The sequence below is a fragment of the Cytobacillus sp. MT66 genome (assembly GCF_058792595.1).
In genome coordinates, this window is the sequence record NZ_JBXAFB010000021.1 from 33,098 (window position 1) to 48,493 (window position 15,396).

The window sequence follows — 15,396 nt, forward strand, 5'->3', positions numbered from 1 at the left end:
AGTCATACATAGTCTAATAAGAATCATAGGTTTTTATTAAAATTTTGAGGTGAATAGATTCATGGAAAGCATAAAAGGTCGTTTAGATGAAAGCATACTTGTATGTGTGTACTACGGCCCAAATGGTGAGCGCCTGATTAAGCGCGGATGCAAAATAGCCAATATGCTTGGGTGTCCGCTATATATTCTAACTGTCGATTCGAAACCATTTGATGAAATGGATGCGGAAAAAACTTTTTATATAGATCGATGGAAACAGTTAGCAAAAGAACATAATGCCGTTGAATTTATCATATTGGATAATGAAAAACGACCTGTATCTAAAGTTATCGCCGATGTAGCCAGAGATAAACATATTACGCAAATTATACTTGGCCAAACCGCCCAAAGCCGCTGGGAGCAAATTACAAAGGGTTCTTTAATTAATACGCTGCTTCAAGAAATTCCATTTGTTGATTTGCATATTATTTCTGTTGCCCGATATATTCGTGATGATAATGGCCAGTTTCAAAGAGGTTGCAGAGCCTACCTGACTAAGGAAGGTGAAGCATACCGACTGTCTTTCAAACATTCTAAGTCTGTTGACTTTGAAGGGATCTTTTTTAAAGAACAAGGCACAGACTTTGATAATGGAATCTTTAAGTTTATGAAAGACAGGGAAATGTTTAAGGTTCAAGTAACCGATGGGATTGTTAAGGAGTTAAAAAAAGTTGAAATAAATGTAAACTATGAAGAGGAAGAAAGTAATTCATAGTTTTATGCAGACTCTCTAATTGGAGGGTCTTTTTTTTGTTTAATACTATAAATTGCAATCCCACTAGGTCAGATCATTTAATGGATGTTACATAAAATTATGGTATCATACATTAAGTAACATCACAATTATTTTGTCTTTTTTCAGATTTTTTTTGGGGGGCCAAAGAGTCTCGTCAAAGTGTTACAATAAAATCCGTAATGGAGGTGGAAGAATAAACTCAAACTATATGTAGAATGGAGGAAAACAAATGGATTTAATAAATAATCGGCTTTTAAAATATGACATAGATCCTGATCTGTCCAGGTATCTTTCCATCATGATCATGATCTTCTTTATAGCTTTTCTGTGTATCGTGGCAAATTTTATCACCAAAAAGGTAGTCATAAGAGTGATTACACATTTTGTGACAAAAAACAAAATACAATGGGGTCATATCCTTTTGGAGCGAAAGGTTTTTCGTAAATTATCACATATTGTACCTGCCATCATCATCCTTTCATTTTCGCGAACCTTTCCAGCTTATGATGATTTAATTGTAAAAGGTGCGGGCACTTACATAATCATTGTTGGAATAACGGTGCTCAATAGCTTATTAAATGCGGTTAATGACATATATCAAACCTTTGAAATATCAAAAATCCGGCCGATTAAAGGGTATATTCAGGTGGTTAAAATTATTTTAATTACCGTTGGAAGTATCATTGTGATCGCCAATTTGATAGGAAAAAGCCCGCTGATTTTCTTAAGCGGAATTGGTGCTCTCTCGGCTGTCTTTATGCTGGTTTTTAAAGATTCCTTATTAGGACTTGTTGCAGGAATTCAGCTGACGGCCAATGACATGGTTCGAGTCGGTGACTGGATTGAAATGCCGAAATATGGGGCAGATGGAGACATAATCGATATCTCGCTAAACACAGTCAAGGTACAAAACTGGGATAAAACCATTACATCGATCCCAAGCTATGCGCTGATATCAGATTCCTTTATTAACTGGCGGGGGATGCAGACCTCTGGGGGCCGCCGGATTAAGCGGTCTTTATGCGTCGATACAAACAGCATTTCCTTTTGTACTGAAGAGATGATTGAGAGATTTAAAAAAATACATTATCTCTCGGATTATATTATCAGCCGGGAACATGAAATAGAGGATTTCAACAAGAAAAACGAGATCAATCGGAGCAATCCCGTGAATGGAAGGGCCCTTACGAATATTGGCGTATTCAGGGCTTATATCAGCAATTATCTGCAAAACCACTCTGGCATCAATCAGGAAATGACCTTGATGGTAAGGCAGCTGGCACCAACTGAACACGGTCTTCCATTAGAAATTTATGCGTTTTCCAATGATGTTAGATGGGCTGTATATGAAACCATTCAAGCGGATATCTTTGACCACCTCTTCGCCGTCGCACAGGAATTTGGCCTGCGCATTTTCCAAAATCCAACCGGGCATGATTTAAAGGCTGCAGTGGAGGATTCGAAAGAGGATGAGCTTGTCAGGGAATTTGGTCATTAAAATAGCTGCAAAAAAATCTGTAATCCTTTTTTATAAGGTCATTACAGATTTTTTTTGTTTATAAATACCATGGAGAACACGATAAACTGGCAAGTTATAGAAATAACCCAATATATTATAAGGAGGTTAAATTGGGGGTGAGCAATTGTGAACATTATAGGGAAAAGTGTAATCCGAAAAGAAGCATTTGATAAGGTGACTGGAAGAGCAAAATATACTGCTGATGAACTTTCTGTCAATACGCTCCACGTAAAAATGGTTACTAGTGCCTATGGGCATGCGAAAATTGTATCCATTGATGACTCGTTAGCCAGACAAATTTCAGGTGTGCGGGCGATTATCAAAGGAAGTCATGAGCTCCCTCTAACAGGTGAAGAAATTAGGGACCGGCCTCCGCTTGCCGTTGATAAAGTCCGATACTTCGGAGAACCGATAGCTCTTGTTGTGGCGGATCGGCCCGCTATTGCCAAACAAGCTGCAGATCTTATTCAGGTTAAATACGAGCCCCTTTCAGTAATTCAATCTCCATCAGAGGCTCTTAAAGCAGATGCTCCCATTATCCACGAAAACTTACTATCTTATGACAAATTAGGATCCGCCTATCCAGTTCCCAATTCGAACATAGCGAATGTGACAAAAATCAGAAAGGGAAATATTGACCAAGGCTTGAAACAGTCTGATGTCACCGTTGAGGGCACTTATCGTCTATCGCCAGCAAGCCATGCAGCCATGGAAACGAGAAGCGCTGCAGCGGAAATCAAGCCAGACGGTTATGTGCATATAACAACATCATCACAAGCTCCATTTATGGTGAAAAAATTGATCAGTATTTATTTTAAAATAGATGTCGGAAAAATCATTGTCGAAACCCCTTTTGTCGGCGGAGGGTATGGCGGAAAGGCGCCTATTCAGTGGGAAATACTCGCCTATCTAGCCTCTAAAGCGGTGGGAGGAAGGCGGGTGACGATTACCTATACAAGAGAAGAAGATTTAACAACAGCCCCTTGCAAAGTAGGCCTTGAAGCAAAGGTGAAGATTGGCAGTACGAAAGAAGGGATCATTCAGGCAGCAGAAATTCTGTATTTGTTCGATGGTGGTGCCTATTCCGATAAGTCTATTGATGTAAGCAGAGCTGGCGGCGTTGATTGTATCGGTCCTTATAACATTGAGAACGTTTGGTGTGATTCCTATTGTATTTATACCAACCACCCGTATGGCAGTCCGTTTAGAGGGTTTGGCCATTCAGAGGTGTTATTTGCGTTTGAACGGACCATGGATCAATTAGCGAGAAAGCTCGACATCGATCCCCTTGAGCTTCGAAAAAAGAACGCGATTTTACCTGGGCATACCACACCGACACAGGTGCTGTTAAACAGAAGCAGTGTAGGAAATTTACCCGCTTGTATCGAACGCCTAAAGGAACTCGTTGGCTGGGAGGAAGGAAAGCAGGTAGAAGAGATCGATGACCGAAGGGTCCGGGCAAAAGGGATTGCTTGTGGCTGGAAAACCTCAACAATTGATACAGATGCAAGCTCGGGTGTTATTTTAACATTTAACCCAGATGGAAGTATCAACTTAATATCCGGAGTCGTTGAAATCGGCACAGCCACAAAGACCGTTCTGGCACAGATCCTTGCAGAAAAAATGAAAATGGAAGTGGAACAAATTCATGTGAAAATGAAGATTGACACACAAACAACTCCGGAACACTGGAAAACTGTCGCAAGCCGCGGAATCTATATGGCCGGAAGAGCTGTGTTAGCGGCTGCTGAGGATGTAATCAGGCAAATTAAAGACATGGCAGCACAGATACTGAGGGCATCAATGAGAGACCTTGATATTGCAAATGGCAAAGTATTTTTACGCGACGATCCGAATATTAGCTTGGATTTTAAAGATATTGTATATGGTTATAAATTTCCGAATGGACATTCTATCGGCGGACAGATCATCGGCTACGGCAACTATATTTTACGAAGGCTGACAAAATTAGATCCTGAAACGGGGGCAGGACAGCCCGGGCCTGAATGGACAACAGCTGCTTATTATGTGGAGGCAGAATTTGATAAAAGGGATTTTACTTATCGATTGCAAAAAGCCGCAATGGTTGTGGATATCGGCCAGGTTTTAAACCGTAAAGGAGCCATCGGCCAAGTGATGGGAGGAATGAGCATGGGATTATCTCATGCTGGGAGGGAGACCTTCGTTTTTGATGAACTGGGAAGAGTAATGAATCCACAGCTTAGAACCTATCGGCCGATTCATTATGGTGAAAATCCTGATTATCTTGTTGATTTTGTAAAGACACCTGATATTAACGGCCCTTATGGTGCGAGAGGTGTTGGAGAACACGGATTATTAGGTATGCCTGCAGCCCTTGCCAACTGTCTGTCCGCTGCTGCTGATGCCAATCTGAATGAACTGCCTTTAACTCCAGAATTAATTTGGAGAAGTAAGGGGGCAGAGCTTTGAGTTCTTATAACTTTGAGTACTATAAACCAAAGTCGATAGAAGAAGCCGCATCAATATTCGATCAAATGGATCAGCAGGGGAAAGACCCGATGTATTTTTCAGGGGGGACCGAGATTATTACACTCAGAAGATTAAACCAGCTGAAAACCGGTGCGGTTATTGATATAAAAGCCATTCAGGAATGCAATGTTTTTGAGTTTCATGAAGATTCATTATTAACCGGGGCAGCGCTTACGCTAACCAAAGTGGAAGAATTAAATTTATTTCCTCTATTAAGTCAAACAGTCAGTGAAATTGCTGATAAGACAGCAAGGAATAAAATTACTGCAGGAGGCAATATTTGCGGACAGATATTTTATCGTGAAGCCGTACTGCCATTTTTGCTGACAGACAGTGAATTGATGATTGCTGGCAGTGATGGAAGAAGGAATGCTCCCATTAAAGATGTCTTTAATAAGCAGCTTTTATTAAATCGCGGCGAGTTTCTCGTACAGATGAAGACCAATCGAAAATACACGGAAATGCCGTTTGTTAGTATAAAAAGGAGACGTCAATGGAACACAGGCTATCCGCTTCTAACGGTTGCGGCTCTTAAGGCTGAACAAGGAATTCGTGTAGCGATTAGCGGTTTAACCCATTTTCCATTCCGGTCAGCACAAATGGAGGATGCCTTAAACAGAACGGATCTAGCATTCGAGAAAAGGATTAATCTTGCTCTTAGCCTATTAGATGTACCTATTTTAAATGATACGGAAGGTTCGGCACGATATCGGCTGTTTGTTTTAAAAAATACCCTATATGATATTTTCCAAGAACTGGAGGGAGATAAGCTTGCCAGTATCGAAGAGCACTAAATTACTGATTAATGGGGAAGAAAAGGAAGTTACTTTTTATAATGCAGAAACTCTGTTGAGTGTTTTACGGCACAAATTAGGCTTAACAGGTGCAAAACCAGGATGTCTAAATGGGGATTGCGGGGCATGTACAGTAAATATAGATGGGCAAGCGCAAAAGTCCTGTCTTACTTTAGCCATCGAGGCCGTTGGCAAAGACATTCTGACAGTTGAGGGTCTTGATTCTCCTATTCAGGGCGCATTCGTTGATCACTTTGCTTTTCAATGCGGCTATTGCACATCAGGCTTTCTGATGAATTGCCATGCTTTGCTGACTGAGAAAAAAAACCCATCAGATCAGGAAATCACAAAATGGCTGGAATCTAACATTTGCCGCTGTACGGGGTATAAGGAAATTGAGGAAGCCGTGAAATCGGTGATTAATTTTTCGAATAAACGCTAGTTCAAAAGGTATTCCCTTACTAAGGGGCTCTTTGTTTATTAAAATAGGGAGCCCAGACGTCAACTTAGTCTACAGGTGAAAAAATTTATAACTGACCTGCACGAGAAGGTAGAGTGCGGGAATAGTAAGCATGCATAATACAGTTGTGAGAATGACTCCGAGTGAAGCGAAAAACGTATCGGCCCCAAATTTCTGAGAATAAAGGGAGATCGTTGGTGCACAAGGCATTCCTGAAACTAAGATGGCAATCATTAAGACAGGAAACGGAATGGAAAATGCAAGAAAGGGGAGCAGCAGCATTGGCAGGAATAACAGCCTGAAGAAAGCTGCTATCCATAAATATTTATTTTTAAATGAAGAGAGAAGGTCCGTACCCTTTATATCAGCTATTAAAACTCCAATCATGATCATCGACAGCGGGATTGTCATGTTACCTGTGCTTTCAAGTCCCTTTGCAGCCGGAACCGGCAAGCTGACCGGTGACAGTAATAATAATAGCCCAAAAAGGGTTGAAATAATTCCTGGGTTTAAGAAGATTTTTCCCCATGGAATGGCTTCTCTTGTTCTCGTAAAAAGATAGATCCCATAAGACCAAATATGAACAATATAGCAGGCATTAAAGATCGTTAAGTAGACGATTCCTTCCTGACCAAAGAGTAAAGAGACCACAGCAAACCCGACATAGCCTTGGTTGCCGAATAATATAAGACTTTCATATACAGCTTCTTGTTTCATTAGCAAATTGGCCTTTTTTCGCATCCTATTAGCTATAATGCTTGAAAGGACTAAAATATAAACTGACATGATAATGAGCCAGCCAAAGTACCGAAACAGCTCAAAAGTAAAAGGCATATTTAATGAAAAAATGATGAGGGCAGGTAAGGTGATATATAATACAAGCTGCGTAATGACATCATTTGCGCTGGCATCAAGAATTCCTTTTTTTCTTGCCGCAAACCCCAATAGCCCCATGCCGTATAGGACCAGCATCTCCTGCAGAAAAAATCCCCCAGACAGCATAAAACCCCCTCCTTTAATTTAACAATATGTAAAAGAAAGGAGGGGGGCGCCTGTCCTTTATTCAAAGTTTCAGGATGACAATAACCCATAGGAGGAGTTTAATAAATTTTGTATTCTCTCCTCCCCGGCAAGTGCCCATCTGCTTTTATCATGAATCTGACCGTCTTGATCGATTGGGTTTTGGAATTGATCAAGTCCTGTTGTTCCTGTGATTAAGGAATTTTGATCATAATCCAAGCCTAAATTGACTACATGCTTAATAACGTACGGTGTGCCAAACTCGATAATAGTATTGCTTGAATCAAGTACGCCCTGCACAACATTAAATGGTATTCGCAAATAAATCGTTTCTCCGCCTTCACGATAAAGAATGGTATCGAATTTTCCCTGATCATATTCGAAATTACTGCAGAAGCTGCAACCGTGCTGCAGAAAACTATTGCGCAGCTGACCAAAATGGCCTCTTTTACCCTCAATTTCAGACTGCAATTGTATCATGTGCTACTCTCCTCTTAAGGCATATTTTTCATTAGTATTTACATTATTAAGGAATCTAATTCCAATTAGGATGAAATGATTTTCCTAAAAAAGGAATTCATTATTTTTACTTTTGATAGGAAAAATGATAGAGAAAAATAATTGATGAAAAAGGTGATGTCGGTGGAGTTGGGGAGCCATGAGCAAGACTATAAGGCTGGGGATATTGTATATGTTTTTTACCGCAATCCGCATACACAAAATGTTGCCAATATCCAGGAGGCAGCTGTGGTGAATAATCCTGAAAGACCAGGGGAGTTAGCGATATTCCTATATGAAACCTATTATCCGCTTTCAAGTGATATGGCTGTGTATGCAACATCTGAAGAGGCTGAGCAAGCCTATCACTATTACTTTGATGATGTTTCAGAAGGGACTTTTTTCGAATGAAGCCTTTTACTCCAAAGCTTGTTTATTTTGAGCCGGCCGCATTAGAATATCCCCTCGGAAAAGAATTAAAGGAAAAGTTCGAGAAAATGGATGTGGAGATTCGCTATACAACCTCACATAATCAGGTTAGAAATCTGCCTGGGGAAAATGATTTTCAAAGATACCGAGTGGCGAAGTCTACTCTTGTCGTCGGGGTGCGAAAAACTTTAAAGTTTGATACCTCAAAGCCTTCTGCCGAATATGCGATTCCCTTTGCGACAGGCTGTATGGGGCATTGTCATTATTGTTACTTACAGACGACAATGGGGAGTAAGCCGTATATTCGCACCTATGTAAATGTAGACGAAATCTTAGAAGCTGCTGACAAATATATGGCTGAACGGGCACCAGAAACCACAAGGTTTGAAGCCTCATGTACCTCCGATATTGTTGGTGTTGATCATTTAACCCATACGTTAAAGCGCGCAATTGAGCATTTTGGCCAGTCTGAGCATGGAAAGCTCCGCTTTGTGACTAAGTTCGAGCATGTTGATCACCTTTTGGATGCCAAGCATAACGGGAAAACAAGATTTCGGTTTAGCATTAACGCAGATTACGTCATTAAAAATTTTGAACCAGGTACATCGTCATTAGAAAAGCGTTTAGAAGCTGCAGGCAAAGTGGCAAGAGCAGATTATCCGCTGGGATTCATCGTTGCGCCCATTTATCTTCATGAAGGGTGGGAAGAGGGCTATCTGCATATGTTTGAACGCCTTGATGCCGAGCTGCCTCCGGAAGCAAAAAAGGACTTAACATTCGAATTTATTCAGCACCGATTTACAAAGCCGGCTAAAAGGGTTATTGAAAAAAACTACCCTATGACGAAACTGGAGCTTGATGAAGAAAAGCGCAGATACAAGTGGGGGAAATATGGCATTGGAAAATACATTTATCAAAAAGAACAGGAAGAGGATATAAAAAGCCATCTCCATACCTATATGAAGAAGTTTTTTCCTGATGCGAAGCTTGAGTATTTTACATAGGGTTGGCTCATAATAATTTTGATGTTCAAAGTAAAATGAAATGGAGCTGATGATATCTTGGAAATGCAAACTGGGAACTCAACTGAAACCGCTCTTTTAAAATATAAAGAAGGACTTGGCACGTTTACTAAAAAAATGCCTGAATTCACAAAGCAATATAATGCATTCACCGAAGAATGCTTTAAAGAAGGGGAATTATCAAAAAAACAGAAGCAATTAATTGCATTAGGCATTAGTATCCATGCCCAGGATGAGTATTGTATTATCTATCACACCAAAGGATGTCTAGACCAAGGATGCTCCGAACAGGAAATTCTAGAAGCAGTTGGGGTGAGCGCAGCGTTTGGCGGCGGGGCATCGATGAGTCAGGGAGTAACTCTTGTTCAGGAATGTATGCAAGAAATGAATCAAATGAAACAATAGGATGGTGTAAGGGTGAAATGAAGTGATTTCACCCTTTTTATTATTCCTCTGCCTACTTTAAGCGAAAAGACGAGCCATCTATGATTTCAGCGTCTTCTCTTGTTTTGATTTCTTCCATTAATTTAAAAAGTGCCTCATCTTTTCTCTTTGCCTCTATCATACAGTCAATTTGCGGAATACTGCCCTTAATTGTATTTAAGAACGAAAAAAACATATCAATGTCCACATAATCTGAGTGGTGGCGAAACGCTTTATCGCTTTTAGGGCTTGATATATGCATTTTTATTGGGAGCGGAGAATGTCTCCAAGTTTGAACCACTCTTTCCCAATGGATCTCCCAATTTGCGTTCTGATGATGGGCAAGATGATGATGATAATCAAAGACAAGAGGAATATCAAGCTTTTCACATATGTAAAGGGTATCCTCTAAGGTAAAGGAAGTATCATCATTTTCTAGCATGATCATTTTTTGGATAGATCTTGGGACAACCATCCAGTTATCAATGAAACGTTCAAGCGATTTTTCTGTTTCTTTATAATTTCCGCCAACATGCATGACACAGCGATGGGTTCTGTCAATTCCCATCGCTTTTAAAAGCAGATAATGCAGCTTTAAGGTGCTTAATGAATTTTTCAGGATGTGCTTCTGCGGAGAATTTATAAGCACAAAATGGTCGGGATGAAAGTCAACTCTCATCTGATGTTCTTTGACGAAATCCCCAATCTCACGAAGCGGGTCCTTTAAGGGCTTTAAATAATTCCAGTCAAGAAGCTCCTCGTGATTAGCTAAAGGAATCAGCCTGGAGGTTAATCGGTAAAAATGAATATCGGAAGCTGCATTATGTTTTAACAGCCTTAGTGTATTATGCAGATTTGACTGCGCTATACGCTCCAATTTCCGTATAGCAGCATCCCGGTCGGTTATTTTTTGAAATTGGGTAAAGGTCATCGTTTTAGATGGCGAAGCGTTTTTAAGTTCCATACTCATGGCCACATAACCAAGGCGTACAATCGTCATTAATTCCACCTCATCTAATTAAGAAATCTCCTTTATTTAAGGCAATTACCATTCAACAGATGAACTCGATATTCGCTTTACTCCCCGGATAGACGCTATGTCCTCTATAAGCTTGTGCATGGCAAGGTTCTTCTGTTTGGCTTCTATCATAATGTCAAAATCTTGATTGAACGTTTTTGCCATTTTTAAAAAAGGGAGAATGAAATCAATCGAGACATAATCGGCGTGGGAACGAAAGGCTTTATCTGATTTCGGTGAGGAAATATGGACCTTTGGCACAATGTTGCGTGTCTTCCAAGTGTTAAATATTCTTTGCAAGTAAAGAGAGAGATCAAGTTCACCCGTATTTGCCATATAGTGATGATAATCAAGGATCATGGGGATGTTTTCCTTCTCACAAGCAATAAGTGTTTCTTCCACGTTATACGTTTTATCATCATTTTCAAGCGTCATATGCTTTTTTATTTCATCGGGCAAACTTTTTAGATTTTGATGGAATCGCTCTAACGTTTTAGTCTTGTCCCCATAGGCTCCGCCAATATGGATATTAATGATCCCTTTTTCCAGAGCGTTCATGGCCTGAAGCATTCTATAATGATAGTCCATATCCTTAACTGAATTCATTGTTACTTCCTCTTTTGGACTTGTAAAAAGGGTAAATTGATTTGGGTGAAAGCTTACCCTAAGCTTGAACTTCTGTACTAATTGTCCAAGTTCTTCCCATTCGTTTTTGAATGGGGTGATGAAATCCCACATGACTTCCGGATGTGTGGCCAAGGGGACTAGGGAACTTGATAACCGATATAACTCTATCTCATGGGCGATATTGTAATACAAGATTCTTTTCGTATGGTGCAGGTTTTGCGCGGTAATAGATTTTAGTTTTTCCAATCGCTCATATTTGGGGAGAGCGGAATACCGTGTAAAAGTCAAAGTCTTTGAAGGGCTTGCATCCCATAAGCCTAATGCGTTTGCTACATAGCCAAACCGAATCTTCATTTTTTTATCCCCTTGATATAGTACATAGTATATAAGCAACATCAAATATTTTTATGTTTTACATCAACCGTTTTGATTATGCATGTATGGAAATTCGCCACAATTTTTAACATTAAATGTCACTGTATGTTGATAGACACTGCAAGATACCTTATATATATTTAGTTTATAGGAGTTGAAAAATATGATTGGTATGAATATTCGTATATTGCGAAAAAAGAATAAATTGAGCCAGGAAACCTTGGCGGAGAAGGTAAATGTCTCGAGGCAGACGATTGCAAAGTGGGAAAATGAGGAGGCGCTGCCTGATATTCATAAATGTAAGATGCTGGCAAGTATTTTCCAGGTGAGCCTAGATCAATTATCGGGTGATATGAATGAAGAGGAAGTTAACCAGCTAGGCCCAAAGGGAAAACACTTTTTTGGAGTTGTTAAGGTGGGGGAGCGAGGGCAGATTGTCATCCCAAAGCAAGCAAGAGAATTATTTGATATACATTCAGGTGATAAGCTTGTTGTTTTGGGGGAAGATGCCACAAGAGGGATAGCCATTTTAAAAAGTGAGAGTTTTCTAGAATTTGCCGATATAATCCGCAAAGCTGAAACATCGGCAGAGGAGGAGTTAAATGAGTAAAATTGTTTTCTTTTCCATCCCCGCCCATGGTCATACAAACCCGACCATTCCCGTAGTTTCTGAGTTAGTGAGCGGGGGTCATGAAGTATGGTATTACTCCTTTAATGAATTTAAAGAAAAAATAGAAGGGGCAGGCGCTAAATATATTTCTTGTGATGAATTTTTGCCGCCAATAACTGAACAGGAATTGAACCGAAAAGCTGGAAAAGATTTTGCTGCACTAATTGAAATGGCAGCAGATACAACAATTGCCTTGGAAGATAAGGTATGTTCAGAATTAAGGGAAATTCAGCCAGACAGTATAGTTTCCGATTCTATATGCTTTTGGGGGAAACTGTTTGCAAAAAAATTGGCCATTCCTTATATTTGTTCGACAACAACTTTCGCATTTAACCAGTATACGGCAAAGCTGATGAAGCGCGGGATAGGTGAAATGATAAAAATGGTCATGGCAATGCCCAGAATTAACAAAAAAATGCAGCTGCTGGCATCACATGGATACGAAGCAGATTTTGTATCTATTATTCAAAATGATAACGAAACTGACACCATTGTCTATACATCGAAGGAATTTCAGCCTATGTCTGAAACATTCTCAGATAAATACTCCTTTGTCGGACCCTCAATCAGGAGGGAGCAAGAGGCAGAGGAAAAAGGAAAAAGTAAAAAAGTCATCTATATTTCATTAGGAACGGTCCTCAATCAAAATAAGGATTTTTATCGAAATTGTATCAAAGCTTTTGCTGATAGCGAATATGAAGTAATGATGTCAGTTGGAAATAAAACTGATATTGCTGCTCTTGGTACTATACCGGATAACATTAAAGTAAGAAATTATGCAGACCAAATTGCCATCTTGAAGAATGCAGATGTTTTTATTACTCATTGCGGAATGAATAGTGTTAACGAAAGTTTGTATTTTGGGGTTCCGATGATTTTGTTTCCTCAGCACAGTGAGCAAAGGGCTGTAGCTGAAAGAGTGGCTGAGCTTGGAGCGGGAGTCAAGTTAAAAAGGACTAAGCCTGCACTTTTAGCAAAAACAGTGGAAGCTGTGATGACGGATCAAAGGTATCGTAACAGTGCGTGCAGGCTGTCAGAAAGCTTTAAGAACACTGGCGGGGCAGCAGAAGCAGCTCAGGTGATCTTAGAGAAAAGTAAGAAATAAATTTTCATGAAAAAACACTCATAAATATTGTTTTTTCAACATTTATGAGTGTTTTGCGTGCTATCTAATTATTTTATTGGCCCTTTATTTATTAACGTTAAGGGCTCATTCGCCTTAAAAATTTTCCCGCGGATATCTTTAATTCCGAAACTTGTTAACCGTTCAGTGTGCATCGCTAAATATTTTTCAGCCGCTTCATGTGTTTCAAATAGATAAATTCCTCCAGCTTCATTGGCGTCCGAATTCTCTGTCCAAATTTTCCAGATAAATCCCGTCTCTTCATTAATGCTTTTCGCCAGATCAGCGAATGCATTAGACATTTCCTCGCCAAACGGCCCCTCCATTTTAAAATCTACTTGCAAGAGATAGCTCATCTGATTTCCTCCATAAGGTTATTTTTTTATTAGGTATGTTTCGCCAAGCAGCTCTTTTTTATCATAAGTATCTAGGCTTAACTGCTCTTCAATAAAAGCAGCAAGCTCAGAAGGAGCTACATCATACATGACTTCAATTTCTTTTGCAAAAAGCAGCTTTTCCCTTTCAAGTAAGACTGATAGAGCTGGAAGCTGCTGTGGTTCTGGGTCTTCCCCGGATAGAATTTGAGATAATCCGGAAACATAGCTTTCCAATGAACGGCTGCCGACAATTTTAACCCCTTTGTTATCCTCATTTATCATGATAATGGTTGGAAAACCACGGGCACCAAGATTTCTTGTAAGGGTGAAATCTTCTGCTAGTAATTGATGTCCGATTGGTTCCTCTGCTTCTTTTACAATGGCTTCCCCATTAAGGCCAAGACTAGTTACCAAATCAGTCATGATTGTTTTTTCGGCTATATTTTGATTAAACGCAAAAAGGGATTCTCTGGTCCGCCGTAAATATTCATTTGCTTTTGCTTCCCCGTGATTTTTTTGAATCACTTTATATACGCGGGATGGCGGGAAAGAGGATTGGACCGGATTGTCAATCATGAGTGATCCGTCGATAGGCATGCGTGAATAATTCCCGACTTCTCTCCAATGTCCGGCAACGTCGGCTGGTCCGAAAATTCCGTTTGCAGGATCGACTGGTCCTCCATCCCACTTTTCAAGCAAGCCGCCCATTACTGTGTGGAAATTGAAATAGTGACCATATTGTTCAATAAAACGACGGAATACGGGTTCGAGAGCCCAGCAATGGGAACAGATTGGATCTGTCATATAATATAAATTTATTGTTTTGTTTGTAAGGCTGAAATCAATGATCCCCGTTTCTTCCTCTTTGCCGGGAATTCCGCATACCCCTGTCTCTAAATCACAAATGAGATTATTTTTGCTTGTCATATCATTCACTCTCTTTCTTTATAATTAGTTATATTGAGCATCGCATTTGCTGTACGGTTCAAATTTAATACATAATAAAAATAAACTATACCAATAGTTCATCGTTTTTGTCGGATATCCAACACTTTTGATAAATTGTTGAAAAAGAGAGGAGGGACATTCGATTATGACACAGGCAAAAATTGATCCAAGAATCCTGCGTACTCGTAAATTAATTATGAATGCTTTTATTGAGCTCTCTGGCAAAAAGGAGTTCAAGGATATAACTGTGAAAGATATTACAGCCGAAGCTATGATTAACCGTGCTACTTTTTATTATCATTTTGAAGATATTTATGATTTGCTTGAGAAGGTGTTATCAGAAGAGCTGCTCATTAATTTAGATCACGAGATATATCAGAATAGCGAGCTAAATGAGGAAGGACTTATTAACATTTTTCATTCTATAACCAATTTTCAAAAGTCCTTATCCAATCGCTGCCATCGAGGGTATGAAGATACGATAGCCCGAATTATCCGGGAACAGCTTGAAGTGATTTTTTTCCATATGCTTGCAAAAAGGCATTCAGGCGAGGATGAGGAGGCTCTAAAAGTTACAGCAGTTATATTAAGCTGGGGAATTTATGGTGCCTCTGTGGAATGGAGAAGAAAGAGTGATGTCATTTCTTCAGAAGAGTTTATTAAAGCAGCTATCCCGTTTATTAAAAATGGCATCGATTTGCGTTCTGTTAACGATAGAATCTAATAAAAAAAGGGGCTGTCCAGAAAGTAAGTTTCGATTAACTTTCTGGATCCCCCTTTTTTTATTTCTGGCTCTTTGAAATTTGG

17 protein-coding genes are annotated in these 15,396 nt (G+C 39.7%); 11 read left to right on the forward strand and 6 right to left on the reverse strand.

What is annotated here, in order from left to right:
• Positions 1-61 precede the first annotated feature (61 nt).
• The 5 genes from AC1Q59_RS22955 (at position 62) to AC1Q59_RS22975 (ending at position 6,041) form a co-directional block, all read left to right on the forward strand.
• On the forward strand, positions 62-754 hold the full coding sequence (locus tag AC1Q59_RS22955; RefSeq protein ID WP_492368195.1) for a universal stress protein: 693 nt from the start codon (positions 62-64) through the stop codon (positions 752-754).
• Positions 755-1,004: 250 nt separating this feature from the next.
• Positions 1,005-2,273 (forward strand): mechanosensitive ion channel family protein, encoded by a 1,269-nt coding sequence (locus AC1Q59_RS22960; protein ID WP_492368196.1) that lies wholly within the window; start codon positions 1,005-1,007, stop codon positions 2,271-2,273.
• Between the two features lie 147 nt (positions 2,274-2,420).
• Entirely contained in the window at positions 2,421-4,745 is a 2,325-nt protein-coding gene (locus AC1Q59_RS22965) for a xanthine dehydrogenase family protein molybdopterin-binding subunit (protein WP_492368197.1), read from the forward strand.
• A complete protein-coding gene (locus AC1Q59_RS22970; RefSeq protein WP_492368198.1) occupies positions 4,742-5,599 on the forward strand; it encodes an FAD binding domain-containing protein in 858 nt (285 codons plus the stop codon). The genes AC1Q59_RS22965 and AC1Q59_RS22970 overlap by 4 nt, the downstream gene beginning before the upstream one ends.
• Complete coding sequence (locus AC1Q59_RS22975; protein WP_492368199.1) at positions 5,544-6,041, forward strand: (2Fe-2S)-binding protein; 498 nt, start codon at positions 5,544-5,546, stop codon at positions 6,039-6,041. Before AC1Q59_RS22970 ends, AC1Q59_RS22975 begins: the two co-directional genes overlap by 56 nt.
• Before the next feature lie 69 nt (positions 6,042-6,110).
• On the opposite strand, the gene AC1Q59_RS22980 is transcribed toward AC1Q59_RS22975, so the two are convergent.
• Positions 6,111-7,061, reverse strand: coding sequence for an AEC family transporter (locus tag AC1Q59_RS22980; protein ID WP_492368200.1), 951 nt, complete (start codon positions 7,059-7,061; stop codon positions 6,111-6,113).
• A 69-nt stretch (positions 7,062-7,130) separates the two neighbouring features.
• Positions 7,131-7,559 carry a YugN family protein gene (locus tag AC1Q59_RS22985; protein ID WP_492368201.1) on the reverse strand — a complete coding sequence of 143 codons (429 nt, stop codon included), beginning with the start codon at positions 7,557-7,559 and terminating at the stop codon, positions 7,131-7,133.
• A 144-nt stretch (positions 7,560-7,703) separates the two neighbouring features.
• Here AC1Q59_RS22985 and AC1Q59_RS22990 point away from each other — a divergent pair, with 144 nt between their 5' ends.
• From AC1Q59_RS22990 to AC1Q59_RS23000, 3 genes are all read left to right on the forward strand, one after another.
• Positions 7,704-7,988 (forward strand): transcriptional regulator SplA domain-containing protein, encoded by a 285-nt coding sequence (locus AC1Q59_RS22990; RefSeq protein ID WP_492368212.1) that lies wholly within the window; start codon positions 7,704-7,706, stop codon positions 7,986-7,988.
• On the forward strand, positions 7,985-9,010 hold the full coding sequence (gene splB, locus AC1Q59_RS22995) for a spore photoproduct lyase (protein WP_492368202.1): 1,026 nt from the start codon (positions 7,985-7,987) through the stop codon (positions 9,008-9,010). The genes AC1Q59_RS22990 and splB overlap by 4 nt, the downstream gene beginning before the upstream one ends.
• Before the next feature lie 63 nt (positions 9,011-9,073).
• A complete protein-coding gene (locus tag AC1Q59_RS23000; RefSeq protein ID WP_492368213.1) occupies positions 9,074-9,433 on the forward strand; it encodes a carboxymuconolactone decarboxylase family protein in 360 nt (119 codons plus the stop codon).
• Positions 9,434-9,485: 52 nt separating this feature from the next.
• Here the strand turns inward: AC1Q59_RS23000 and uvsE (AC1Q59_RS23005) are convergent, their stop codons facing one another.
• Together uvsE (AC1Q59_RS23005) and uvsE (AC1Q59_RS23010) are read right to left on the reverse strand one after the other, a co-directional pair.
• Positions 9,486-10,451: a UV DNA damage repair endonuclease UvsE gene (uvsE, locus tag AC1Q59_RS23005; RefSeq protein WP_492368203.1), complete on the reverse strand. Its 966-nt coding sequence runs from the start codon at positions 10,449-10,451 to the stop codon at positions 9,486-9,488.
• A gap of 45 nt (positions 10,452-10,496) precedes the next feature.
• Positions 10,497-11,450 carry a UV DNA damage repair endonuclease UvsE gene (uvsE, locus tag AC1Q59_RS23010; RefSeq protein ID WP_492368204.1) on the reverse strand — a complete coding sequence of 318 codons (954 nt, stop codon included), beginning with the start codon at positions 11,448-11,450 and terminating at the stop codon, positions 10,497-10,499.
• Between the two features lie 184 nt (positions 11,451-11,634).
• Between uvsE (AC1Q59_RS23010) and AC1Q59_RS23015 the strand changes: the two genes are divergently transcribed.
• Positions 11,635-12,081 carry a helix-turn-helix domain-containing protein gene (locus AC1Q59_RS23015; protein WP_492368205.1) on the forward strand — a complete coding sequence of 149 codons (447 nt, stop codon included), beginning with the start codon at positions 11,635-11,637 and terminating at the stop codon, positions 12,079-12,081.
• The gene (locus AC1Q59_RS23020; protein WP_492368206.1) at positions 12,074-13,246 is read left to right on the forward strand and encodes a macrolide family glycosyltransferase; all 1,173 of its coding nucleotides are present in this window, start codon (positions 12,074-12,076) and stop codon (positions 13,244-13,246) included. The genes AC1Q59_RS23015 and AC1Q59_RS23020 overlap by 8 nt, the downstream gene beginning before the upstream one ends.
• Positions 13,247-13,314: 68 nt before the next feature.
• Here the strand turns inward: AC1Q59_RS23020 and AC1Q59_RS23025 are convergent, their stop codons facing one another.
• Positions 13,315-13,620: a monooxygenase gene (locus tag AC1Q59_RS23025; protein ID WP_492368207.1), complete on the reverse strand. Its 306-nt coding sequence runs from the start codon at positions 13,618-13,620 to the stop codon at positions 13,315-13,317.
• A gap of 18 nt (positions 13,621-13,638) precedes the next feature.
• Entirely contained in the window at positions 13,639-14,568 is a 930-nt protein-coding gene (locus tag AC1Q59_RS23030) for a DsbA family protein (RefSeq protein WP_492368208.1), read from the reverse strand.
• 166 nt (positions 14,569-14,734) lie between these two features.
• Between AC1Q59_RS23030 and AC1Q59_RS23035 the strand changes: the two genes are divergently transcribed.
• Positions 14,735-15,313: a TetR/AcrR family transcriptional regulator gene (locus tag AC1Q59_RS23035; RefSeq protein ID WP_492368209.1), complete on the forward strand. Its 579-nt coding sequence runs from the start codon at positions 14,735-14,737 to the stop codon at positions 15,311-15,313.
• Positions 15,314-15,396: the final 83 nt, after the last annotated feature.